The sequence below is a fragment of the Methylomonas sp. 2F7 genome, assembly GCF_057126975.1.
The window spans coordinates 1-23603 of record NZ_CP195204.1 but is presented as its reverse complement, the minus strand read 5'-3'; the positions used below and the strand labels follow the sequence as shown (position 1 = coordinate 23603).

The window sequence follows — 23603 nt, the reverse complement described above, 5'->3', positions numbered from 1 at the left end:
TTGAGCTTAAAATAATTGATGTCGTTTAGGGTCGGCAACTGACGACCTACCGCAACTTCTTCTTAACCTCAGCCAACTTCCGTTTCCGTTCCAACGCCTGATCAAACGACTCCCCAGGCTTGGCCATATCCGACAACGACGATCCCGTCAGCCGTGCTATCACCGCAGCCCTGGTTTCACCTGGCCTAGCCTGCTTATTGATTTCCTCTTCAGTAAGCTGCTTACGTTCCAACGACTTTGGTTTGTTGCCGTCTTTTAAGCCAAACTGAAACTGAAAATGCGTGATGGTTCGTCCGGATTTACGCTGGCCATACTTCACCCACAAATTGGAATGCTCATTGATCTCAGCTACAGCCGGATCGATGACCCGCTTTTTCAGGTCGACCAACCTATCGTATTTATCTGACACCTGAAACTGACGTTTTAGCCACTCGACTTCAATTTCTCGCTCACCTGCTGAACTCCATTGCACTAACAATTCGTATAGGCGTATGGAATACACGCTTTCGAAACGTGCGACATGTTTTAGTTTGTATTTGGTGAATTCGCGGGATAGTTGGGATAAATAAGGGATGATGCCAACTGAGAAACTAAGAACCAACTTTCCCTCGCCTGGTACATAGTCGATGCTGCTAATCCAGCGTGTTTTTCGTTGTTTGATTTGAGGATTGTCTGGATCGGGATCATCAATAATGACGCTACGCTCATAAAGCTTTTCAGCTGCTTTCTTGAGATCGCGATAGGCGTTGGTAAGATTCTCCAAACCTGCCAAATCGGCCACGCCGGAAGCCGTTACCTCAAAACGATAGTTCTCCGTCAAAATAGCCTTGGAATCGATCTGCGCAATACAGGCCAGCAAAACCCGCTGCTCGGCCAGCGTCAGCATGTAGCTGGCTTCGACAACCTTATTGGATTTGACAACGGTTAGTTGGGCCGATTGTTCCAAGATAATATAACGACATGAAGGAAATGATGTCTAACTATACGCCCCTTCCAAAATAACGACAAATAAAAATAACTGTCGTTGTTTTAACGATCAATCTGTCGTCATATAGCACTGGGGAACAACAGTAGTAGAGGGCTCTGGAATCGATGAAAATTAAGCAAATATCGACAACGATCAATTTGTCGTCATATAAGATCAATCCGTCCACCTGTAACGCTCAATTTGTCGTTGTTTAACAATCAATCTGTCGCCATATAACGATCAATCTGTCGTTGTTTTTAGGCTGAAAGCCTTGTTATACATGGCCTGCAACGATCTTAAAAAACATAAAAAATGGAAAAAACAAAAAAAGTGGTGACGATCAATTTGTCGTTATATTGGAGAAGGATTTCAGCCTCTTAATGGCACTTATATTTTAATATGATGCCGGACTGTGCGTTTTTTTTGTGCATCAAAGTATGTATTTCAATGAACCCCCGTTATGTATATTGTGCTTCGAACTGTGGAGGCCTTGGCTTATATGGAGCTATAACACCAGCATTGGTTTTCACTGGAGGCGGTAACAGTGCCCGCACCTTCTGGATGGAGCGGCATACGACAGCGAACACGGCTTGGAATGACCTGACCGTGCAGGCTGCGGGGCCACCAGCGCGGCGACCAATAAGAATGACGGCAATCAATCTAGTTCTGGCGTCGGGGGCGAGCACCGGCACCGGTTCCTCCAGTATTCAATTTTATGTTTATCCCGCCGGTTCGTCGGGCACGGCCGACAATACGGCGGTTGCTGCCATGGGAGTTTCGGCAGGAAGCGCAACAACCCCGGTCATTGCTCTTGGCGACAGCCACATGGTCGCCGTCACCGTGAAGGCCATTCAGGAGCAGGAACAAACAATCCGAACCCAGCAGGCCACCATCAACCTATTGGCGGAAAAAGTCCGTCAGCTTGAACAGCGATTAAACCAAAGTGCGGCATCGTTAACACTGCAATGATTGCTATCGACAAGGACCATGACGGCACGAAGAGCGGCAATGTGCAAAAAGAGTTAACCAGTCATCAGAATTTGATGATTATTGCAGTAATTTATGTTGACAAAATGAGTGGCCACCTTATAATGCGCCCAGATTTCAGGATCTGACAGAAATGTCAGAAGTTTAAGCATCGAGAAAAAGAGGTAGAGCCTTCCGTGAAAGCAATTGGTAGGACCAGACGGTGGAGACTCGGGAACGAGGGATTCACATCTGTATTCATAATGCTGTTGATGCATTTCTCTTTACGCCACACTAGCGACAAATAGAGGCGGGTGTAAATGTAGACATCGTTTTCAATGGCACATACAAAAATACGAAGAATGGTGCCATATGAAACCGAGAATCAACCCTGAGCTAGCGGATGAGTTTGAATTAGAAGTATCAGAAGTAAAAAGTGTCATCGAGGTAGAGTTAAAAACTAAATGGCTTACAGTAAAATTCACAAAACAAAGTGGTGAGCCAAAGGAATCCAGCCTTTCCAAGGCTGTTTTAATCACTTTAGTTTTGCTTTTCACTAGTGTTACGGCATTCGCCGTGAACGGTTCAAAAACGGGCGATTACCACGTTTTTGATACATTGGTTGAGGCCATTCAGGATACTCTCGCGACGGCTATAAAGGAGGAAAAAAATGATAAAACCGAAAAAATCAACCCGGCGCGTCCAAATTGATTTACCAGATAGATCAATGGAAAGATTGGAAGCGTTGAAGGATAAAACCGAAGCTGCTTCCTATGCCGAAGTATTAAAAAATTCACTGCGCCTTTATGAAATCATCGTGTCCCAGTACGAAGCCGGGAACAAGCTTTACGTAAAGGATGAAAACGGCAATCAGAAGGAATACGAGATATTCTGTTGACTCGGCCTGATTGAATCAGGCCGGTTCCTGATTTATTGTTGTCTAGTTGACTAGACAACAAGTCAGCGCGTTTGAAATGCGTCAAGCCTCTGCCCAGTGCTCCGGGTCGAAATTGGACCGTATCTGATAAGGGATACCAATGCGTTGCGGGTGGCGATTGCTTAAAAGACAATCAACCTAGCTTAGGAAAACCATTTACTAAAAATCCGGATTTCCTGTTTTCGAGGGATCTCTAATTTCCTGGGCTTTGGCCTGTCCCTATTCGGCGGCTTTGCTGTACCAGTTCGCTGCTTCGGCAGCGTTCTGAGGTACTCCCTGTCCATTGTTGTACATCCAGCCGAGGTTGAATTGCAGGCCAACCTATAGATCTATCCAACGGCCAGGATCAAATTTTTTCCATGACCTGCTAGGAAATCCCAATGCGCTTTGGCGCATATTGCCGTCGCTTAAGGCATGCCCTTACCAGTTTCTCCACCCACGCCATATCCGGCACGACTTGTAATCAAAACCTACCATTTTACCTCTCTCAACAGCTATAAATTGCTGAAATTTAAAGCTAAAGTGGACAAAAATTGATTTAAAGTTAACCGAAATTTGACTAGTTTTTGATCAACGATTGACTAAAAATAGACAACTGTTGACGATTATTTAATTGAAATATCGGGGCAGGATATGTGAAGTGCTAGCACCGCTAAAGCCGGCGCTAACATTTCACTTTTGCTTATTCACGCGATGCGTTCAACGGGTATCATTCTCATCAAACTGTCTTTTGCAGCGAGGATGAAATGAAAGAACAAACCACTAAAAATAAAACTACCAGAAAAGGAAGCACACCTATCGTGGTACGCGTACTTCCAGACGAAAAGGCAATAATAGAATCTCACGCCCACCAGACCGGGCATAGTACATCGTCCTATTTACGTTTGCTGGGCCTTGGTTACGCCCCAAAAAGCATCGTTGACAATCAAAAAGTCATCGAGCTTGCTCAAATCAATGGGGATCTTGGTCGTTTAGGGGGATTGCTGAAATTATGGTTAACAAATGACACTCGAACTGCGCAATTTGGTGACAATGTTATACGAGCTACCCTTGCTCGAATTGAAGATACGCAAGTACAAATGGTAGAAATTATGAAAACAATTATATTGCCTCGATCCGAATTGTGAGAATCTCAATAGCCTCATTTGCTCCATGACTGTGTCGTATATTTTCGCCTTAGCTGCTGCTAGCGACAATAAGATAATATGATATCATTCTATATGGTATCATTTTTTCAGCTCATCGATTTTCAAGTCTATAGCGCCCTGCAGCACCTTCAAACAGAACTTTTGCATACTGTCAGGCGTGTGCTCAGCGATATATTTCAGCTTCAATAAGTAAGCCTCCGGCAATCGCAGGTTATAAACCTTGGTCACGTCGTCGCGAACTCCGGCCTCTTCCCATGGATAAACGCTAGTCTGCTTTTTTACTTTGGGTTCGGCTTTCTTCTCGGCACCGGCAATGAATGCCTCAAGGTCTAAATCCTGTTTGCCCTTACCTGGCAGTCTGCTTTTCAATTCACTCATTGCCGAAAACCTCTTGATATAGTGTTTCCATTTCCTCGACAGCCTTTGGGTCTTTTGGCTTGAGTTCGGTAACGCTTAATCCGTCTTTCGCGGCCTTTCGGTAAGCAATGCGGTCACGGATCGATACATCGGCAAGATCGAGGTTCGGAAAATCTGCCAATAGTTTACTGGTATCGTCGGATTCATGGACGGATGGGTTAGTAGATGAACGACTAATGATTACCCTTGCCTGCAAATCCGGATTGAAGCCTTTGGCGGTTTCGACCAGTTCGTCCATTTGGTTAAGTGTCCAGATGTCGAACTGGCTGGGTTGGATAGGAATATAAACTTTCCGGGTAACAACCATGGCGGAGCGCAGTTCTACAGAATCCCGTCCACCTGCATCAATGATGATGTCTTGGTAGCGGTGTTCAAGGTCTTTGACCTCTGCCGGTAAGCCCTTCCCGAATTTCTGTACGCAAGCGACTCTTGGGGTTACTTGTTCATCGTCCCTGCTCTGTGCCCAATAATTTGCGCTGCCTTGCGGGTCGGTGTCGATTAGCAAAACATCCCGGCCAGCCAAAGCGCGCATTGCTGCGAGATTGGTAGCCAAAGTGGTCTTGCCGGTACCGCCCTTCTCTCCCCCAATTAAAATAATCATATCAATTCATTTTGTTAAGTATCATATGATATGGAAATATATCATATCATATGATACTTTGTTATAAATAAACGGAGGGCGTCGAACGCATACGGATAAGCCAAAGCAACTTCGCTTGCTCTTGGGCCAGCAACATTTAAGGTTTCAATTGAATGAGAGGTTACAAAGTGTGTAATACGACCTGCAGCGCAAGCCGGTGACACTGCACTACCATCAAGCAAGAGATATGGTCGATTTTCGTTGAGGCAAAACAGTAAGGTTTGTTCAGTTCCACCGCTTAAAATTTCAAAAAAAATAATGACAGTCCCATCGCTATCTAGAACGTTTTGTAGGGTTCTTTTCTCGTAATCTGCATTTTGCAGTTCTTTGAGGGGATAGCTTATGGGTAGTACACCATCTTCTGCTATTCGCCCTGCTGGAACCCAACCTCCGCACGCAATACCTAATTCCATTGCCACATCGAGAGCGGCGCGATCAACGCCAGTTTGTCCACCAGAAACTATGGTTATTGCTTTGCTCATTATTAATCGACGTGTAGTTGTACTGTGTTTAAGGTGCTAAGCGACACAAGTAAATGACGAAGCTTGTTATCCAAATAAGGTGACCAGCAATTATTAATGAAAATTGCCATGTCTCGAGTCCAACAAAATCCTTTTTTTCTGATTGGCAGCGAAGTGTTTTTCTGTTGCCAAGCATGTTCTGAATTTGGGCGATTAAGGCTGTTCCAATGACATAAACGACAAAAGCCGGAATAAATATATTTCGCATCCAGTCGCTCAAATCCTTGGCAAACAGTAATAACAAACCAAGTATAAATGTGCAAAACATTGAGTAAAAATAACGATCATTTTTCTTGAGTTCATCAATTAGATTCGTGTCGTTCATTCACATAGGCCTCTTTTGATTTATAAATGATCGCTCTGATTTCCCCGCGTGATCGTACAGGCTGTTCAGCAAGCGAATGACCATGTAGATCATGGTTTGAGTCGCACGGGTGCTTTTACCCGATTCGGACTTTCGGAGGCGAAATCATAGATAGTCATGTTCATGAATTTGATTAGGCCAGGTTGTGTGGGTTGTCTTCGATTTCTCGTTCGATGAATCGGTTTTGCAGTTTACTTTCGAGTTTTGCATTCATGTTATTGCTGGTCATCATGGCTTGCAACTCTGTATCCAGAAGTACGGCTTGAATTGATGTCCATATCGGATTGCGAGGGCAGGGCGCCGAATGCTTTCTCGAAGAAGCAAAGATCCATGAATAGGTATGACATATCTTTGTCTTGTTTGGCAATGACCATTGGGAACACGCCGAAGATGGTTTGCGCCAATGCGGTTTGATCGAGCTGGAATTGTTCCAGAATCTTGCGACCGGTTTCTTCATCGATGCTTTTGGCATATTGCAACGCTTGGTAAAGCTCGCGTTCAGTGATGTCATGCATAGTCGATTGATATGATATTAAAGAATATCATATCATTCTAAATCAGGATTCCACGACACCGACTGCCAAAGCCCCAAACAAGGACAAGTGGGAAGGGTAGGGGACTTTAGCAAGCAGAGAATGTATTAAAGCCAAGGACACATAACGGGGCTTTGGTGGGTGGGTACAAGTCGGCTAACCAGTTTTCGGAGGTGCCGGCATGGTTTTAGCAAATTACAGGCGTAACCTCAAAACATCCTTGTTTTGCGGTTTTCTATATGAAAAATCAGGAATTTAATACCGGTTTAAGTTCATTTGTACTAATATTACCTATATATGCGTTATATAGACTAAGTTGTTTAGTATATTCATCGGAGTTTTTATCCATCGTTTTTAGTTTTTCTGAGAGATTCATTGCTTTATCCCTAAACTTCATGTCATTGAAAAGCTTTAATGAATCTAATAACGCACCTAAAGGTTGTGAGTTACCTTCGTTTATATTGTAAAACTTATCGAGTTCTGCTGCAGAAGCCGCAGTTGGAGTAAAAGCCTTGAATTCATCGTTTTCACGTCCATCTAGGCTAATAACTACATATGGAAACTCTCCATCGTATAGTTCTATTTCATTATTTACTTTTGTAAGCTCTCCTTTTTTATTGACTTTGTAGTCTTGAAGCAATGATTGTGGAGCTTCATCTGAAATCAAAAGAGCAAAGTGAGCGATGCTTTCAATTGAGCCTGGTGTGATAAATGTAATTTCTTCGGTACGTTTTAAAGCAGGTGTACCTTCCGATAAAGATTTACCAATACTCCCCAAAAGTTTTGTGACAATACCTGCCGCCACTAAATAACCACTGGCTGGAGCAAAAACAGGTATTCCAGAAGCAGCACTAAAAGCTTTAGAAACGGCATCAAATGTTTCTTTTGGGAAATTCGCAAACATAACCTCAACAGTGACTACACTGGATTGCAATGATAAAGCGGGCGAGTAGCAAATTAATGGTGTTCCTTTGTCAGTCGCATGGACATGTCTAATGTTGCGATTGTTTTTTGCTTTTGGTACGAGAAAATTGATTGCCCTTGGTGCTGCGTCATACACAGCGATGCTTTTCATAGCAGAAGCTACTAACATATCCTTTGATCCCCAGAAACCTTCAGCTTTGTTTCCGGTATAAATATGTCTGATGTGTATATTTAGCGGTTTTCCAATGCCAATTGGTTCAAAACCAATAACATCTCCATCGTCAGTTTCAATGGATCTAAGTATGTTTTCAGTTGTAGCATTACCTGACATGAATTCATGCTTGGCACCACTTTTAAGGTTAATTGCATCTGATAAGAATCTTTGTAGTTTTCCATCACCAATGTGGGACTGAAGTTCATCTTTACCAACAAGCGCATCACCAAGCGCATAATAAATTGCCATAATATCCTCTTAATTAGACCGTATTTAAAAAAATCTATCGTTAATTTACGATACCTATCCTAGGTAGTACCGATTTTAGCCGGCTTTAGCGGCCATCATAATTCTACGAAATATGCATGGGAAGCATAGTCAAAATGATAAGTGCCGCGCGCAAATAGCTATCAATTTGGTTTAGCTAGGCATTCCGGATTGCAAGGCCAAGGGTAAAGTGCAAATCGTATAAATCATCTTGTGCCATCGCTGCCATGGTCAGCTTGTCTTCCCAGAAGAAGCCGTTCAACGGCTTTGGGAACAGTAACGAGTGGGTTCGCAAGTTCAAGTTTCAGCGCTGGCCAATTCTTAGACAATTTAAGTTCTCTTCTTATCTAACGGCAGGTTAGGGCGGTTTGTTACCAAATGGTCACAACCTTATTCACAGATTCTGGGGATAAGCCTAATTTAGTCATGGGCAGCGCCGGATTCGAACAGGATCATACAATCTCTTATGCATCTGCAACTGTTCCCATTGGAAACAACCACCCATCACAGACAGATTATAATGGCACTGGCAAATGATTTGTGTTCGGACGAATGGTATGTCGCCTTTAGCAAACGCTATTGACTCTCCCGGTTCGAATCCGGGGATCATTTGCCTTTTCTATCCATATAGATTACTAAAACAAAAATTTTAGTAAAAATAATATGATTTCGTACCATATCATTGTGTTTTCATATTCCTAAATAGGCGATTTTTTGTTTATTTGCCTAATAGTTACGTTTTTACATTTTAAGTATGATTCTATAAAATACTAATTTTAGTAAATTATGTATCCGGCCCCGAAGTCCGAAAACCCCGGCCAGGTTTGCACACGCGGTAAGGAGTGAAGATGACCGAACCCAACGAAATTACTTTTGATCAAACCCGAAAGGATTTTCTTAGTTTCCTGAAATACACCAAGGGCCATTCCGATACCACCTGCTACAACTACAACTCGGATTTGGGCATCTGGCAGCGCTGGCTACTCGAGGCCAAGTTGGATTGGCAAAACTGCAGCCCAACTGATGTCGAGCATTTCGTTTCGCATTTGTCCCGTGAAGGGGTAGGGGCTCACGCCGTGGCCAGAAAGATTTCTTGCCTGGCTACCTTTTATAAATGGGCTAAGCGTAACAATAAGGTTAAGGAAGACCCGATTTACCAGATCGAAAAACCCAAACGTCCTCGCCGAATTCCGGTCTGGCTGGAAACCGAAGAGCAGGCGGCGCTGCAAAAAGCCACCCGCAATTACGACGACATTCCAGATAATATCTTTGGCCGCAGTCGTGATTCATTGTTGGCTGTGCGTCAGCGCTATGAATTGCTGTTCGAGCTGATCCAAAAATCTGGCCTCCGCATTAGCGAAGCCTTGGGCTTGAAAATACGAGATACGCGGGTAGTCGATGGCGTGGCCAAAAGCATTCGCGTGATAGGGAAGGGCAATAAGGAGCGGCAAGTACCGTTGCCGGAGCCATTCGGTCGGGTTTTGGCGTTGTCGGTAGTCGGCAAGGGTTCTGATGATTACCTGTTTGCCAAGAAGCAGGGTGGCAAGCCACCAACGGCCCACGCCGTGCGAGCTTATTTAAAGAAGCTGATCGACAAAGCGGGTATCGACAAAAAAGTCACGCCGCACAAACTCCGGCATACCTACGCCACCCGGCTACTGGAAAAAGATGTGCAACTGGTGGATATTCAGGCCTTGCTCGGTCATGAAAGCATTGCCACCACGCAGATTTATACGCATGCTGGTCAAGATCGGTTATCTAAGTTGGTGGCGGATATTTAAGGTAAAGCCATGACCCATATCTATCTGGAGCGCCACGATCCTTATAAAAACCTGCACAGGTTTTACCAAATATTCGTCACGCCGGGTATCTTCGGCGACTGGTCGTTGGTGCGAGAGTGGGGTAGGGTTGGTTCGCCTGGGACCGTTCGCAAAGATTGGTTTGATAGCGAAGAGGCGGCATTGATTGCCGAAACAACCTTGGTCAAGGTAAAGCAGAAGAAAGGCTACTACTAAAAATTCGTGGGCGCATTATGACTTCCTTTTTTTTAACCTCAAATGAGGTATAATAAATGGAAGTTTAATAATTCCGATTCCCGGAAAGGTAGAAGCATCGTGAACCACCAAGTTTGGAACTCAGAAAGCGATCCCCAAGTTCGTCTCGAACAACTTGGTTTAAATGAGGCGGCTTTGTACGAAGCGGTCAAAAATGGTTGCCTCACTCGAAAAAGGTTTACTGATAATCACCCACGTATCGCTGTTGGTATCGCTATTTGGGCTGAAATAGTAGCTCGACTCCGTGAAATTCTGATACCTCTTGGTTGGGAAAAGTCTGACAAGAGCAATTATGAGTTAGTCATTAACCAATCGCTCAATTTAGCGATTGCTGTTGCGGCAGGTGATGAATTCACTGGATCAATGCAAGCGACACCTTCTAACAAATGTCCAAAGGGCACCAATACGATTGATGCGGTTAGCACGAATAATCAAATCGATATGTTTGCGGAATACCTTCCGGCTACCATCAACAAAGAGAATTTTTCCACTTGGATTTTGTTGCACTATTATTCGGCAGACGAAATCCGATTGGAGTTATCACTACCCTCTGAAATCGGCACTGATGGCAAAATCAAAGGATGGAAAGAACGGATTATTTTAAAGCCGATTTCACTTGATGAAGTTCCCGTCAGTTTTCCATCGGTCGAAATGCAGGATATTGAGATTGACGTTCGGCGCAAAGCCTGATGAAAATCCATGTTTAATCCCACCCGTTTCGCATTAGCAAGAAAGCGTCGAGGCATTAAGAAAAAAGCCTTGGCGCAGCTTATTGGCGTGAGCGAGAAGTCTGTCACTAGCTATGAAAAAGGCACTCAGGAGCCAGAAAGGGAAACTCTTAATCGAATTGCTTTAGCGCTTAATTTTCCACCTACCTTTTTCCTCGCTGAGGATGTGGATGAGTTGACGCCAAACATTGCCAGCTTTCGTGCGTTAACAAAAATGACGGCCAGTCAAAGAGATATTGCACTGAGTGCAGGCAGTGTTGCGTTATTGTTGAATGAATGGATTGAACAGCGTTTCGATTTGCCAACTATAGATTTGCCTGATTTGGGCAGAGAGTTAGCAGGAGATAGCAATAGTCCAGAAGCGGCTGCAGAAGCCCTTCGTCACCATTGGGGTATTGGTGAAGCGCCCATCAAAAACATGATCACTTTGCTTGAGTCCAAAGGTATCCGTGTTTTTTCGCTCGCGATTGATGCTAGGGAAGTCGACGCATATTCAATGTGGTACGGTGGTAAGCCTTTTGTTTTTTTGAATACATTAAAATCGGCAGAGCATTGCCGATTCGATGCTGCCCACGAACTTGGGCATTTGGTGCTGCATAAACATGGTGAGCCTCATGGACAAGAGGTCGAACGAGAGGCTAATGCCTTTGCTTCGGCTTTTTTGATGCCCAGGCGAAGCGTATTAGCCAGCGCTCCAAAATTTCCGTCGATACCGAGTTTGATTGCGTACAAGAAACATTGGACGGTCTCTGTTGCAGCTCTCAACTACAGGCTCCATAGTCTGGGGCTCACGACCGATTGGATTTATAGAACTTTATGTATCCAAATTTCAGAGGCGGGATATCGTACCCAAGAACCAGAAGGTACTCCCCATGAAACATCCCAAGTTCTTTCCAAGGTTTTTGCAGCATTAAGGGAAGAAGGGATCACTAAAAACGACATTGCAAGCGAGTTGATGCTTTCCCCCTCTGAGATTGAAGAATTGACGTTTGGCTTAATGTTGGCCGCTCAAAGTGGTACTGGAAGCCATGCATCTGTAACTACACCGCGTAATCGAAGCCATTTGCGGGTTGTGAAATAGGGAAAAAACGTTATGGAAAAACAAAAATTATCCCAAGGTGGCTTTGCTTTACTGCTGATTAGTAATAAGATACTTGGTAACAACACCCTCCACGCTTCCCGTAAGATCAGCGCACCCCGGGGGGTTACTTGTTTCTTTGGGGGCGACATTTGAACCCGTCGACTCCATCTTCTACCAAAATCCCCTACAACAAACCGCCTCTTTCCTTGCAAGATCAGCTACAGCAGCTGAAAGATCGTGGCATGCTCGTTGGTGATGATGCACAGGCTATACATTATCTAGGTCATCTCAATTACTATCGGCTTGGCGCTTATTGGCTGCCGTTTGAAAAAGACCATGCCACACACCAATTTCAGACCGGTACACACTTCGACGACGCGCTAAATCTCTATATCTTCGATCGAGAATTACGTTTGTTATTGCTGGATGCGATAGAAAGGGTGGAGGTATCATTGCGTACTCAATTGGCACACCAATTGAGTCTTCGTTATGGAACACATCCACATTTGGAACCACGCCTGTTTTACGATGCCGCCCGCTACCAGAAAGCGTTTGATCGTTTAACGAGTGACGTTAAGCAAAGCGGCGAAGAGTTCATCAAACACCTGAATCACAAATATTCAGAACCATTGCCGCCGATTTGGGCCGTTGTTGAGTTAATGAGCCTGGGTCAATTATCGCAGTGGTACAAGAATCTTAAACAACGGCACGACCGCAAAGTAATTGCCGATGTTTACGATATTGACGAAAAATTCCTCGGAAGTTTCTTACACCATCTCACCACAATTCGTAACTGTTGTGCCCATCATTCCAGAGTTTGGAATCGAGATTACACAGTGACTTTAAAAATACCTAGCGCTCGCCCAGCTGCATTGATAGTGAGCTTTAACCACCAAGGCAATAGTATGCGAAAACTGTATAACACCTTAGTGTTACTTGCGTACTTAATGGACAGTATCAGTCCCGGACACCACTGGAAAAAACGATTGATTTCACTATTGGATCTTCACGGGATAAATCCACATGCTATGGGCTTTCCAAGCGATTGGCGGCAAAAACCGATTTGGTTATCGGCTGAATAAAATTTCACGGAGGATTCATGCCAATTTTGCACTGGCTCAACAAAAACCAGGCTATCAAAACCGTTAGCCAATGTGCTTACCGCTTACTGGAAGAAGTGTCGGGATCGTCGTATGGCGATCCGGATAACCGGAATATGCTGATCCAAGGCGACAACCTGGAAGCCTTGAAAGCACTGATTCCGTTCTATGCCGGTCAGGTGAAATGCATTTACATCGACCCGCCGTACAACACCCGCTCGGCCTTCAGCCATTACGACGACAATCTGGAACACTCGATTTGGCTGAGCATGATCTACCCGCGTCTGGAACTGCTGCGGGAATTGTTGAGCGAAGACGGCAGTATCTGGGTGTCCATCGACGACAACGAAGCCCATTATTTGAAGGTGATGATGGATGAGGTGTTTGGGCGGGGGAATTTTGTAACCAATTTAATTTGGGAGAAAGCTGATTCTCCTCGTAACTCGGCAAGACAATTTTCTTCAGACCATGACCATATACTGGTTTATTCGAAGAATTCTGATTGGATTCCTAACAAATTGGAGCGGACCGAAGCCGCTAATTCTATCTATACAAATCCAGATGATGATTGCCGAGGTCCATGGATACCTGGCGACCCATTCGCTAACAAGCCATATTCCAAGGGGCTTTTTACTATTATCGGGCCAACTGGTCGAGAATTTTCACCCCCTCCAGGGCGATATTGGAGAATATCGGAGGAAAAGCTTAGAGATCTCGACGCTGATGGACGAATCTGGTGGGGACCTAAAGGCGATGCTCGCCCGAGTATCAAACGGTACCTTGATGAAGTTTCTAATCTTGTTCCAAGAACACTTTGGAAAAAAGACGATGTTGGTAGTAACCGGACATCAAAAAATGAAATGCGCATGCTTTTTGCGAACGAAGAATCTTTTGGAACACCAAAACCTGAGAAATTGGTTGAGCGCACGCTTAATATTGCAACAAATCCAGGCGACTTGGTTCTCGACAGCTTCCTCGGCTCCGGCACAACCGCTGCTGTGGCCCACAAAATGAATCGCCGCTACATCGGCATCGAAATGGGCGACCATGCGCAAACCCATTGCCAGACCCGTTTGCAAAAAGTCGTCGATGGTGAACAGGGCGGCATTTCCAAAACGGTCAATTGGCAGGGTGGCGGCGGGTTTCGCTTCTTCAAGCTAGGCGAAACGGTGTTCGACGCTTACGGCAAACTCAATCACGACATAAAATTCGCCGCGCTGGCCGCACACATTTGGTACGCGGAAACCAAAACGCCGCTGGCCAAATCTGCCGATTCGCCCTTGCTGGGCATGCATGACGGCACCGCCTACTATCTGCTGTACAACGGCATCCTCGGCGACCGCCGCCCGCAAGGCGGCAACGTGCTAACCTCGCGCGTATTGGCCGAATTGTCGGGCATAGGCGACCACGCCGGCCCGGTCACGATCTACGGTGAAAGCTGCCGCTTGGGACCATCACGCCTGGCTGAGCACAACATCACCTTCAAACAAATTCCCTACGACGTGAAAGCGTTGTAACTCGAAGCAAGGATTGCCATGCTGACCTTAAAAGGCTACCAACAACGCGCTATCGACACGCTGGACGACTTTCTGTCCAAGGCTCGGGACAGGCAAAATGTCACGGACGCTTACGCCGAAGCCTTGCAAGCGCAAGGCTTGCCACCGTTGGCTTATCGGGATTACGGCTTTGCTGAGGTGCCCTATGTGTGTTTCCGCATCCCCACCGGCGGCGGTAAAACCCTGCTGGCATCTCATGCCATCGTCACGGCCGCCAAAAGCTATCTGGATGCGGATTTTCCGATTACTTTGTGGCTGGTTCCCAGCAACACCATACGGCAACAAACCGTTGAGGCCTTGAAAAAGCCCGGTCATCCGTACCGGGAAAAACTGGATTTTGCCTTTAATCATCAAGTGCTGGTGTTGGACATCGATGAGGTCACCCAAATCCGGCCGCAAGACATCGGACAGAAAGCGATTGTGGTGGTGTCGACCTTGGCCAATTTGCGCGTTAACGATACTTCGGGGCGCAAGGTCTATGCCTATCACGAAAATTTCGAGCCGCATTTCGCCAAGTTGCCGCCCAACCATCCATATCTGGACAGGCTGGAAAAAGTCAGCGAAGCCGATATTCAGGAAGTCGGTTTGAGTGCGAACGAGCTGGGTAAAATCAAATACTCGTTTGCCAACCTGCTGGCCTTACACCGACCGCTATTGATTGTCGACGAGGCGCATAACGCCAGAACCTCATTGACCTTCGACACTTTACAACGGGTACATCCAGCAGCGATTATCGAATTTACCGCCACGCCGAACACCACGTCCACCAATGGCAGCAACATTCTTTATCATGTCTCGGCGGCGGAATTGAAGGCCGAAGAGATGATCAAGCTGCCGATCATTCTAACTGAGCATCAAAACTGGCAGGATGCGATGCGCGATACCGTTATTACTCGTAACAAATTGGCGCAGGATGCTCAAAAAGACGAGGCGTATATTCGACCGATTGCCTTGCTGCAAGCCGAAGCCAAAAACGGCGAAGTGACGGTTGAGGTGTTGAAAGCCTATCTGACCGACGATTTGCATATCGAAGCCAACACCATTGCTATTGCCACCGGCAACCAGCGCGAACTGGACGGCCTGAATTTGTTCGATCCTGCTTGCCCGATTGAATACATCATCACCATCGAGGCCTTAAAAGAGGGCTGGGATTGTTCGTTTGCCTATGTGTTTTGCTCGGTCAAGCAAGTCAGTTCCAGCAAGGATGCCGAACAGTTGCTGGGCCGGGTACTGCGGATGCCGTTTGCCCGTCGGCGGCTGATTGAAGATTTAAATCGGGCTTACGCGCATTTAGCCACCAAGGGTTTTGCCAATGCCGCGAAGGAATTGACTGACAAGTTGATTGCCATGGGTTTTGAGGAAATGGAAGTTGCGGCGTTTTTGCGGCAGCAAGCGCCGGTTGGTGATGGGCAAATCGATTTGTTTGGACCTAACGCCGGAGAGGGTTCCAAACCAGTGCTTGCTTCTTTGGTGATTGAATTGCCTGCCATGCCGGATCTGGAGCATTTGGACGACGCCGACAAACGCCAATTGGCTATCAGTGAGGATAACGGCGCTTATGTCGTGCGCATCAGCGGTGAAGTGTCCGAACCGTTGCAGCAAGCCTTGCTGAAAGCGGTGGGTAAAAAGCCGGCGCAAGAAGCCATCGCCCGTGATTTGCGCATCCACAATCAAAGTATCCAGGCGCAAAAATCACCGTCCGAACGCGGCGAGAAGTTTGGTCGTTTGCCGTTGCTATGCGCTTACATTCAAGACGAATTGGAACTGATCGAACCGGAAACTATTCTGGAAAACGGTCAGTTGAACTTGCTCGATTACCCGGCAAAATTGAATAACTTCCGCATACAGGAAACCAGCAACAGTTTTTCCATTGATCTGGATGGCAAGGAAATCAGTTACCACATTGCCCAGCAAAATGAGGTGATTAACCTCAATGAAGATTTGTTGGATGTCACCGAACAAGACTTGATTGGCTGGCTGGATCGGGAATGCAAGCAAGCCGATGTCATGCAGCGCGACCTGATTAAGTTTAGCGCCTTGCTGATCAACGATTTGCTGCAAACACCCAATATCAATTTGACCGCATTGGTACGCAACAAATACCCCTTGCTACGGGCGGTCAGAGATTTAATTGGCCTATACCGCAAACGTGCGCAAAAAGCCGGTTACCAACAAACCTTGTTCGGCAATACGGCGCAAGTGGTATTGACGGATGAGTTTGTCCATCGCTTCTCGCCAGACCACTACCCAGCGCGACCGCCGTATTACGCTGGTCGCTACAAATTTCAAAAACACTTTTATCCGATTATTGAGGACTTGAAAGCTCAAGGCGAAGAGTACGAATGCGCCAAGGCGATTGATAGTCTTCCGGAAGTGAAATATTGGATTCGGAACCTGGTGCGTCGGGATCATGCCTCGTTTTGGCTACCACTAGCTCATAATCGCTTTTATCCGGATTTTGTCTGCGAATTGAAAGAAGGCCGGATGTTGGTCGTCGAATACAAGGGTGAAGCCTACGCCAGCAATGACGATTCAGCCGAAAAGCGTGCTGTAGGTGAGTTGTGGTCCAAGTCTAGTCAAGGGCGATGCTTGTTTATCATGGCAGTTGAGCAGGATGGTCAAGGTCGCGATGTCAGGCGGCAGATTCAGGATTTGATTTCATCGAACTAACCAGACGAGTTATCTACCTATGGCCAGAAGACGCAGAAGATCAAGCTCGGGTACTTTATTGTATGACACCGCCGCTACGGCTAACCGGTTGCCTTGGCAAGGCTCTCTTGTCCTTGGCGTTGTTGGCTTTTCAATGTTTTATTGGCTATTGCCCGATTACTTGACTGACTTGTTGGCAAGCAGGCGCCAAAGCCAGTTTTATTTCATCCTCGAAAGCATTTTCGCCAGGCGCATTCATTGGGTGCAGTGGCTGGGCATTGCGCTGGCAATCGTTTGCGGCTTCTTTAGCGTCAAAAACTACTTTTTCGATGCCAAGCTAAGTCGGGCAGAAACGCGCAGCGTAGGGTGGATTAGCCGATTATTGGCAAGTTGGTTTGATTAGAATGCGCCGGAGCTTTATCCCGGCGCATATGGATGGCTACTTAACGAGCCTTGTTTGATTGTGATAGAACAGATGCAGCCAATTCTTTGGTGTCGGAGGCATATTTGCCGCTACTCATAACCTTAGATGCCACAGTTTCCATTCCAGCGCCAGTCTGCTTAGACGTCCCGCTTTGAGATAAGGCAGAAGCGGCTAGGCTTTTCTGGATTTGAGACGCGTGTGGATCACGCATTTTTTCGGATGCCAGAGAGGCAATGTGTGCTGATGTTTCTTTTGAATTTTTAGCCATAAAATATCTCGAATGTGGTTATAAATCGTGATGTGTATGCAAGAGAGCGGGGCTAACACCCCGCACCCATGACTAGCATCTAACTAAGAACGCCCAACACTCATGACCGTAATCATGTGCATCCAGCATCTTGGTCGAATTTTTTACTCGTCGATAGCGAGTAAAAACCCAACGAAACCCCTTTGGGGCTTGCTTTACAGGTACTTCCACATAAAACACCTCCTTCCGAAAGGAGATTTCTTCTTGGCTAAACCGCTTATTTGTACTAATATTCCACAGCTACATGAAATGCGGACCAAGGTAAGACACCTCTCGGACTGCCTTACAAAAAGGTGAAACGAGTTGCAGCTCGTTTCACCTAATTAAGCCTTTTTTCTAAAAACGTCCCACTGATAAGTAACTACCTCTACCCTTAAACAGGTGTTTGAGGCTTCCCCATTATAAAAAACAACATCATGTTAGCAGAGTATGCATTAGAGTGCTAATAATATAACACTACATACAGTGTTATATTAAGAATAAAACCACTACAAGCACCGTTATCCCGTCTGATTGATGCTTTTCAAGATGACGATTGATTGAGAGCATGTCGGACACATATTGGAGATGTACCCGACATTAAGGTGAGTTATACCGCAGGTTCCAGTAGTTCGGTTACACTATCAAGCACACGTGACCATTCTCGTTCGATAAGCGCTTTTAGCTGCTCTTCAAGTTGATTTCTGGTTTCAGCGGCAAACCATCGCTGATTGTGCTCAGCTACGCGAGTTTTATATCCAGGCCCTTGCCCCCATTCCGCCATACATCTTTGCCAGAATTCTGGATCATTTTTAAGAGCATCCCTAAATACGGTTTGACCCATCAATTGGGCTTTACGCAGCAATTCCTCGTAAGAATCCGTTAAAACCCGTTGAGTTTGAGTAATAAGGTCGACTGCTTCGGAATATCTTGGAGTGGCAGCCATAATTTTGCAGTGGCCGATAAATTCCTCTACAGCTTTTGCAAGAGCGAGAACTGCGATTCGTCTTGCCCCATACCCAATTTGGTAAGAGTAGCTAAGATTATTCCATTCCCCTTCCCGATTGACAGTTGCTCTTACTGTAGCGGCATAGGCAATCTGAATTTGTTCTAGCAGACTTTCCTGTATATGAGCACGAACTGGTGGCACCTTTTTATTTTGAGTTGCCCATGTCAACAAGGTTTCGCCTGCGTCGCGTTGCACGGCCCTGATACGCTCCTCCCCATGATTACTCAGGAGATTCCGCGCTCCGTTCGTTGCCTCCTGAATGCGAAGGCGGAACGCCTCTCGAGCATTATTTAAACGGTTAATCAAAAATTCTTGGGCTTGGCTAACTGAATCTTCATTGGCATTATAAAAACCCACGGAAATGTTTTGCAGCGCTATGGGCTGCAACGCTAATTCCACTTGCTCGGCTTTAAGTTCGTAACCCTCTTCAGCGCTTTCCACTGGTGTACTGGTAGCATCATCCTTCATAGCAAGAGCTTCGCCAGGACGTGGGAGCACCAGTAAAGCGGCATTAGTTTCCAGACTACGAACGCCTGCGTCCTTAGCTCGTTCGAATAAAAGCCTAGCTTCAGCAGCTGGAGCATTATTGAAAGTTGAACATAACACCGCAAGAGTGTGAGGATCGTCGAAATGTATCTCTATGTCCTCGCGGGCAGCTGTGCGATCAATTCCTTTGGTATCGATAATACGAATTGTCAGATCAGAAGTTTTAAATAGCTGATCTGGTACAACCACCTCAATACGCTTAGGAAGCGTAAACTCTGGATGACGACCATTGTTAATGGCTGCAAAAGTATCGCGTAACCAAGCTTTTGGGGCCTTGCCTGAGGCGCTGTCATACCAAATATCACGGCGATCACGACGATGTAGCTCCATTCTACTGAGTACCTCAACGATAAACTCACGCGGCGATGGAAACTGTTCCGCTAATGATTTGGCTGGATCAATAGTCGTGCGCTTTCCATCTGGCCCTCTCGGTCTCTGTACAGCAAGCCCTGCCATATTACGCAGTGCTCTCGACACTTCCTTAGAAATACCTTGTGATTCCGTTGCAGCTGCTCCATCGTCTTCGGCTTGCGGGTTTCCTTTAAGGACGTAATCAGCCAAATCAGCGACGTCCATCCGAATCTCGTCGTCGCTACGCGGCTCGATAAGCAGTCCATATTCAGGGCCTGTCCGCAAGTGTACTTCGCACACCGTAATGCCACCGCCGCCGACCTCAAGCACGGGAACAAGAGAACCATCCTCCTTAGATGTTTCAAGCCCTGTCATGCGGCAAATAGCTGTTGACTTACCAACGCCTATGCTTCCTATAAACGCGATTTGATGGTCACGTTTCAAGAGTAGATTAGCGCTACGCGTTAACTCTTCGATATATTCAGAGAGACGACGCTCAAAAGCATGCGGAGTTTCTGGCTGATCACGAAGATCGACTAATTCGCATGCGATTTGCTCGGCCTCCCAAAGTAAACCCTGATCAGGATGATTCAGGTTTGGCCTCGGTAACACTCTCCATAGTCGCTGAAGAGACTCGGAGAGTTCAGTGGCTTCTGGGCTGCCTATTTGTATCAAAATATCTTGCACCTCCTGAAGGGTCACTTGCCGATCACCGCTTTCGATTCTTGAAAGCACTGCAGGACTCAGTGCAACACGTTTTGCTAACTCCCCTTGTTTCAACCCTGCTCGATCACGAACCTGCATAAGATAGCGGCCTAATTCGGCAGGGCTTATTCCGATTTCTTGCTCTTCCATAACGATTCCCAGTGAAATTAATCTTGATTATATATTAACTTTTCACTTTTTCAGAATTTTTTTATGAAAAATTTCTTAAAATATTACTATTACAGAAGAAACGGTTCTTAATTTGCACGCGAGCAAATGGTTTAATTCTAAGTAGCCGGCAACAGCTTGCCTTTGGCAAGCCGAGCTTTGAGGCGCATCGCTGACCTGACCCCCCATGAAACGGGGTTGGTTTCGTATTCGAAGACTGCTGCACCACCCAAGTACAGCGCAGTAGAAAAGGCTGCATGAGTGGAGGCTAACATTTAATATGAAATGGTATGATATGACATCATTTCAGCTCGGCATTCACTAACGTTTCCAACTTGTCGAAACCATCGGTGACAGTAAGTGTTTCCAATTTCGCTCTTACGCTATCGAATTTATCCCGGATTTTCTGCTCTTCTGGAAGGCGCGGCTCCGAGCGCAACCGAAATAACAGGTTACGATGCCTCAATTTTGCCATCCAACCAGCTTGCCCCGTACCCCAGGCACCAATTCGCACACCAAGATAAAACAAGCGTGCTTCCGCAGTATTGCAACCGCCGGAGAGACAAGCGAAATAAAACATCTTATCCGCAGCCTCGCGGTCACTTGCAGACATTGCTTGATCGCAAGCGACATCATGGACAATGGATGCATTCCGATAATCACCTGTATATGGGCTACCAACCGTTGACCATAACGGGGCCGGTATGCTTGCTCCATTGATAATGCTACCAATTGGCGCAAGCCAAACTTTACCCTCGGGGTCGGTGTAGGAAAAATCCAGTAGCAGTTTCATCTTGCGATCATCGTCCGGTTCCGACAACCATTCGGTTTGTGGATTGCCCGAAAAGACCCCGTATTCATTTGGCATAACATTACCCCCTCATGTTGACTATTGTAAGAGTCGCACAGTATAGGGGATGTTAGAGAAAATCGATTACCGCCCGACCCCTTTGAACACAAAGAAGCGGAAAGTCAGAAACAGCGCAGTTCCCAATCCTCCCATGATGTACAGCGTCTTATCGCCGGTCCCCATGCCGACGTAACGCATGGAGACGATCACCGCGCCGAGTATCATCACCATTGGCGTGAAATCCAGATAAAACACCCCGGCATCATGGCGCATTTCCCGCACCTTTCGTTTGTCGATAATGCGTGATCTTAACCGGCAAACACAAGCTGAATCCCATGCTGGAGACTGCTCGAGGTCAGGTGCGGGTGTTGTTTAATATGGGATTTGGTGAGATTAAAACCTAACCAATCCCTGTCGGCCATTATACGTATCCACGTAGTCCCAGACTCATCAAAGGTAGCTGCTTGTACAGCTGGCGACTTCAGCGAGATATTAGGAGTCTTGGTCTACCTTCAATGCAACTTTTAATTCTGATAAAGCTTGGTCAAGTTGTTTACCATACTTCTGAATTTCTTTGAGGTTGCCTTTTCGAATCGCTTCTTGAAGGCGCAAAACAGTCTCTTTTGTGTTGTCTGTGGCAGCGATGATTACGGCCGATACTTTTGCAGAGTTTGTTAAGCCAGCATTCTTTGCTGCTTGTCCAACAACTGGCAAAGATTCGATATAGGGCGCGATGGCTTCAACAGCAAGCTGAATCTTCTGTATGTGCTTAAAAGCAAATGATTGAGTTACGGCTGCAACCTCTGCTACTTGGTATGCTGTCTTTTGTAAGGCATCCAGCAGCGGTAGGTCGTCTTTAAGCGATCTTGTAGCACTCATTGCTTTTAGGTTCGTATAGACAAAAAATGCGAGACAAACGAATGTCAATAAGCAACCAACGATAAAAACAGGTAATTGGAATTGACCTTTCGATTGGTTCGCAAAAACCATAAGGAATAGACCGGCAAATCCAAATGCGAGTGCAAAACCACCGACTTGGAAAAGACGTTCGATTGGTTTTGAAAGTGCACTACTAACAGGCACTATTGGTTCAACTGACATTGTGTAGCTCCAGATGCTTTAATTGATTAGCAATAAACAACATACGTTCTATGAAATCATCGGTTTTGGTGGTGATACATTAGACAGATTGGTTATTTTATTTTTGATAAGAGAACATCTGCGAGAGAGGAAACTACATTGGTGTCTGACCAATATCCTCCATGGCTGGCGAGATTCCAAGATGAAAGTAAACCGCCAGAATTGATAGGGTGGTCTCGGACTATGCTGTAAGTTGGGCCTAGTTGCTTCAATGGCCAGCCCAAGACGTCGTCCGAATCGTAGTAGTTGTCCCAAACGAAAAAGTCATTGGGTTTTGCGAAACATTTTCGATCAGAGATGCCAGCGATAAATAGCGGGATATTGCAGCCAGTTGTTACCAAGTTCATTAGAGTTTTCAAAGAGCGAAAATTGGCTTTTCCAGATTTGTCTGCAGATGACTCCGAAAAGATATTGATCCCATGTTGTGCATCCCAAAGGTAGTTAGATATAACTTGGCAACCGAGAGACTGAGCAATAATTATAACTGGTCGTTTTTCATCTCCGTCGAAATCCAATAGAGCGTGGTCAAGTGCTTTTTGAATTTCTCGTTGAACGGCTATATATTGATGTTTGTCAGTCTGAGCGCTGTGCTCAAGTGAGCCGGCATCACCAAATCCAAACAGAAAGAATTGCCTTAATTTTGTTCCATCAAGTTCGTTTTCAGGGGTCGCGATCATCGACGCCCATAATTCATCTTCCGGTGTCTGAAGTATTGAAGCGTATTCCACATTTTGAAATGAAACTTTAGTCCATTTATCTTTCAAACGACTTTTTAGCATTCCTTCCAACTCAGAATAGTAAGATGTTTTTACCTTTCCCATTCCATGTAGTGTAATTAATGCAACTTCTTTCATGCTGTCTTCCTTTGCTAAGTTTATGGCTTATTTAGTAATTAAATTCGTTCAATATTAATATATGATATTTGTGTTGACGAAATAAATTTTTTTACAGTGAACGGAAAGAATTTTTATTATGTATCGTTCACAATAGCCGTTTTGGTAAAAACCCAACTATTGGGAATGGGAAAGATGTAGCTATTCATTAAGTATTTGCCAAAA

General features: G+C 45.7%; 26 protein-coding genes. 12 read left to right on the top strand and 14 right to left on the bottom strand.

Annotated elements, in window-relative coordinates:
- Positions 1-46 precede the first annotated feature (46 nt).
- Positions 47-946, bottom strand: coding sequence for a RepB family plasmid replication initiator protein (locus ACR64Q_RS22590; RefSeq protein ID WP_483823460.1), 900 nt, complete (start codon positions 944-946; stop codon positions 47-49).
- 666 nt (positions 947-1612) lie between these two features.
- On the opposite strand from ACR64Q_RS22590, the gene ACR64Q_RS22585 reads away from it, so the two are divergent.
- The 3 genes from ACR64Q_RS22585 to ACR64Q_RS22575 all read left to right on the top strand — a co-directional run bounded on the left by ACR64Q_RS22585 (position 1613) and on the right by ACR64Q_RS22575 (position 2831).
- Complete coding sequence (locus ACR64Q_RS22585) at positions 1613-1936, top strand: hypothetical protein (protein ID WP_483823459.1); 324 nt, start codon at positions 1613-1615, stop codon at positions 1934-1936.
- Positions 1937-2305: 369 nt separating this feature from the next.
- The gene (locus ACR64Q_RS22580; protein WP_483823458.1) at positions 2306-2644 is read left to right on the top strand and encodes a hypothetical protein; all 339 of its coding nucleotides are present in this window, start codon (positions 2306-2308) and stop codon (positions 2642-2644) included.
- The gene (locus ACR64Q_RS22575) at positions 2604-2831 is read left to right on the top strand and encodes a hypothetical protein (RefSeq protein WP_483823457.1); all 228 of its coding nucleotides are present in this window, start codon (positions 2604-2606) and stop codon (positions 2829-2831) included. Before ACR64Q_RS22580 ends, ACR64Q_RS22575 begins: the two co-directional genes overlap by 41 nt.
- Before the next feature lie 258 nt (positions 2832-3089).
- Here ACR64Q_RS22575 and ACR64Q_RS22570 read toward each other — a convergent pair whose 3' ends face one another.
- A complete protein-coding gene (locus ACR64Q_RS22570; RefSeq protein ID WP_483823461.1) occupies positions 3090-3185 on the bottom strand; it encodes an SEL1-like repeat protein in 96 nt (31 codons plus the stop codon).
- A gap of 431 nt (positions 3186-3616) precedes the next feature.
- Between ACR64Q_RS22570 and traJ the strand changes: the two genes are divergently transcribed.
- The gene (traJ, locus tag ACR64Q_RS22565) at positions 3617-3997 is read left to right on the top strand and encodes a conjugal transfer transcriptional regulator TraJ (RefSeq protein ID WP_483823456.1); all 381 of its coding nucleotides are present in this window, start codon (positions 3617-3619) and stop codon (positions 3995-3997) included.
- Between the two features lie 99 nt (positions 3998-4096).
- Here traJ and ACR64Q_RS22560 read toward each other — a convergent pair whose 3' ends face one another.
- The 6 genes from ACR64Q_RS22560 to ACR64Q_RS22535 all read right to left on the bottom strand — a co-directional run bounded on the left by ACR64Q_RS22560 (position 4097) and on the right by ACR64Q_RS22535 (position 7880).
- Entirely contained in the window at positions 4097-4396 is a 300-nt protein-coding gene (locus tag ACR64Q_RS22560) for a hypothetical protein (RefSeq protein WP_483823455.1), read from the bottom strand.
- The gene (locus ACR64Q_RS22555; protein WP_483823454.1) at positions 4389-5036 is read right to left on the bottom strand and encodes an AAA family ATPase; all 648 of its coding nucleotides are present in this window, start codon (positions 5034-5036) and stop codon (positions 4389-4391) included. The genes ACR64Q_RS22560 and ACR64Q_RS22555 overlap by 8 nt, the downstream gene beginning before the upstream one ends.
- A gap of 41 nt (positions 5037-5077) precedes the next feature.
- A complete protein-coding gene (locus ACR64Q_RS22550; RefSeq protein ID WP_483823453.1) occupies positions 5078-5557 on the bottom strand; it encodes a putative molybdenum carrier protein in 480 nt (159 codons plus the stop codon).
- Positions 5558-5585: 28 nt separating this feature from the next.
- On the bottom strand, positions 5586-5921 hold the full coding sequence (locus tag ACR64Q_RS22545; protein ID WP_483823452.1) for a hypothetical protein: 336 nt from the start codon (positions 5919-5921) through the stop codon (positions 5586-5588).
- A 254-nt stretch (positions 5922-6175) separates the two neighbouring features.
- Positions 6176-6475, bottom strand: coding sequence for a hypothetical protein (locus ACR64Q_RS22540; protein WP_483823451.1), 300 nt, complete (start codon positions 6473-6475; stop codon positions 6176-6178).
- 265 nt (positions 6476-6740) lie between these two features.
- Complete coding sequence (locus ACR64Q_RS22535; RefSeq protein WP_483823450.1) at positions 6741-7880, bottom strand: hypothetical protein; 1140 nt, start codon at positions 7878-7880, stop codon at positions 6741-6743.
- Positions 7881-8746: 866 nt separating this feature from the next.
- On the opposite strand from ACR64Q_RS22535, the gene ACR64Q_RS22530 reads away from it, so the two are divergent.
- The 8 genes from ACR64Q_RS22530 to ACR64Q_RS22495 all read left to right on the top strand — a co-directional run bounded on the left by ACR64Q_RS22530 (position 8747) and on the right by ACR64Q_RS22495 (position 17469).
- The gene (locus ACR64Q_RS22530; RefSeq protein WP_483823449.1) at positions 8747-9679 is read left to right on the top strand and encodes a tyrosine-type recombinase/integrase; all 933 of its coding nucleotides are present in this window, start codon (positions 8747-8749) and stop codon (positions 9677-9679) included.
- Between the two features lie 9 nt (positions 9680-9688).
- A complete protein-coding gene (locus ACR64Q_RS22525; protein WP_483823448.1) occupies positions 9689-9913 on the top strand; it encodes a WGR domain-containing protein in 225 nt (74 codons plus the stop codon).
- Positions 9914-10012: 99 nt separating this feature from the next.
- On the top strand, positions 10013-10642 hold the full coding sequence (locus ACR64Q_RS22520; protein WP_483823447.1) for a hypothetical protein: 630 nt from the start codon (positions 10013-10015) through the stop codon (positions 10640-10642).
- 9 nt (positions 10643-10651) lie between these two features.
- Positions 10652-11761: a helix-turn-helix domain-containing protein gene (locus tag ACR64Q_RS22515; RefSeq protein WP_483823446.1), complete on the top strand. Its 1110-nt coding sequence runs from the start codon at positions 10652-10654 to the stop codon at positions 11759-11761.
- A gap of 149 nt (positions 11762-11910) precedes the next feature.
- A complete protein-coding gene (locus ACR64Q_RS22510) occupies positions 11911-12843 on the top strand; it encodes an Abi family protein (protein WP_483823445.1) in 933 nt (310 codons plus the stop codon).
- Between the two features lie 17 nt (positions 12844-12860).
- Entirely contained in the window at positions 12861-14378 is a 1518-nt protein-coding gene (locus ACR64Q_RS22505; protein WP_483823444.1) for a site-specific DNA-methyltransferase, read from the top strand.
- An 18-nt stretch (positions 14379-14396) separates the two neighbouring features.
- On the top strand, positions 14397-17087 hold the full coding sequence (locus tag ACR64Q_RS22500; protein WP_483823443.1) for a DEAD/DEAH box helicase: 2691 nt from the start codon (positions 14397-14399) through the stop codon (positions 17085-17087).
- Between the two features lie 58 nt (positions 17088-17145).
- Positions 17146-17469 carry a hypothetical protein gene (locus ACR64Q_RS22495; RefSeq protein ID WP_483823442.1) on the top strand — a complete coding sequence of 108 codons (324 nt, stop codon included), beginning with the start codon at positions 17146-17148 and terminating at the stop codon, positions 17467-17469.
- Between the two features lie 40 nt (positions 17470-17509).
- On the opposite strand, the gene ACR64Q_RS22490 is transcribed toward ACR64Q_RS22495, so the two are convergent.
- From ACR64Q_RS22490 to ACR64Q_RS22465, 6 genes are all read right to left on the bottom strand, one after another.
- A complete protein-coding gene (locus ACR64Q_RS22490; protein WP_483823441.1) occupies positions 17510-17758 on the bottom strand; it encodes a hypothetical protein in 249 nt (82 codons plus the stop codon).
- A 628-nt stretch (positions 17759-18386) separates the two neighbouring features.
- A complete protein-coding gene (locus tag ACR64Q_RS22485; RefSeq protein WP_483823440.1) occupies positions 18387-20537 on the bottom strand; it encodes a helix-turn-helix domain-containing protein in 2151 nt (716 codons plus the stop codon).
- 319 nt (positions 20538-20856) lie between these two features.
- The gene (locus tag ACR64Q_RS22480; RefSeq protein ID WP_483823439.1) at positions 20857-21423 is read right to left on the bottom strand and encodes a DUF1353 domain-containing protein; all 567 of its coding nucleotides are present in this window, start codon (positions 21421-21423) and stop codon (positions 20857-20859) included.
- Between the two features lie 66 nt (positions 21424-21489).
- Positions 21490-21678, bottom strand: coding sequence for a hypothetical protein (locus ACR64Q_RS22475; RefSeq protein WP_483823438.1), 189 nt, complete (start codon positions 21676-21678; stop codon positions 21490-21492).
- Positions 21679-21897: 219 nt separating this feature from the next.
- Positions 21898-22506: a hypothetical protein gene (locus ACR64Q_RS22470; protein ID WP_483823437.1), complete on the bottom strand. Its 609-nt coding sequence runs from the start codon at positions 22504-22506 to the stop codon at positions 21898-21900.
- Positions 22507-22598: 92 nt separating this feature from the next.
- Positions 22599-23399 (bottom strand): hypothetical protein, encoded by an 801-nt coding sequence (locus tag ACR64Q_RS22465; RefSeq protein WP_483823436.1) that lies wholly within the window; start codon positions 23397-23399, stop codon positions 22599-22601.
- Positions 23400-23603 lie beyond the last annotated feature (204 nt).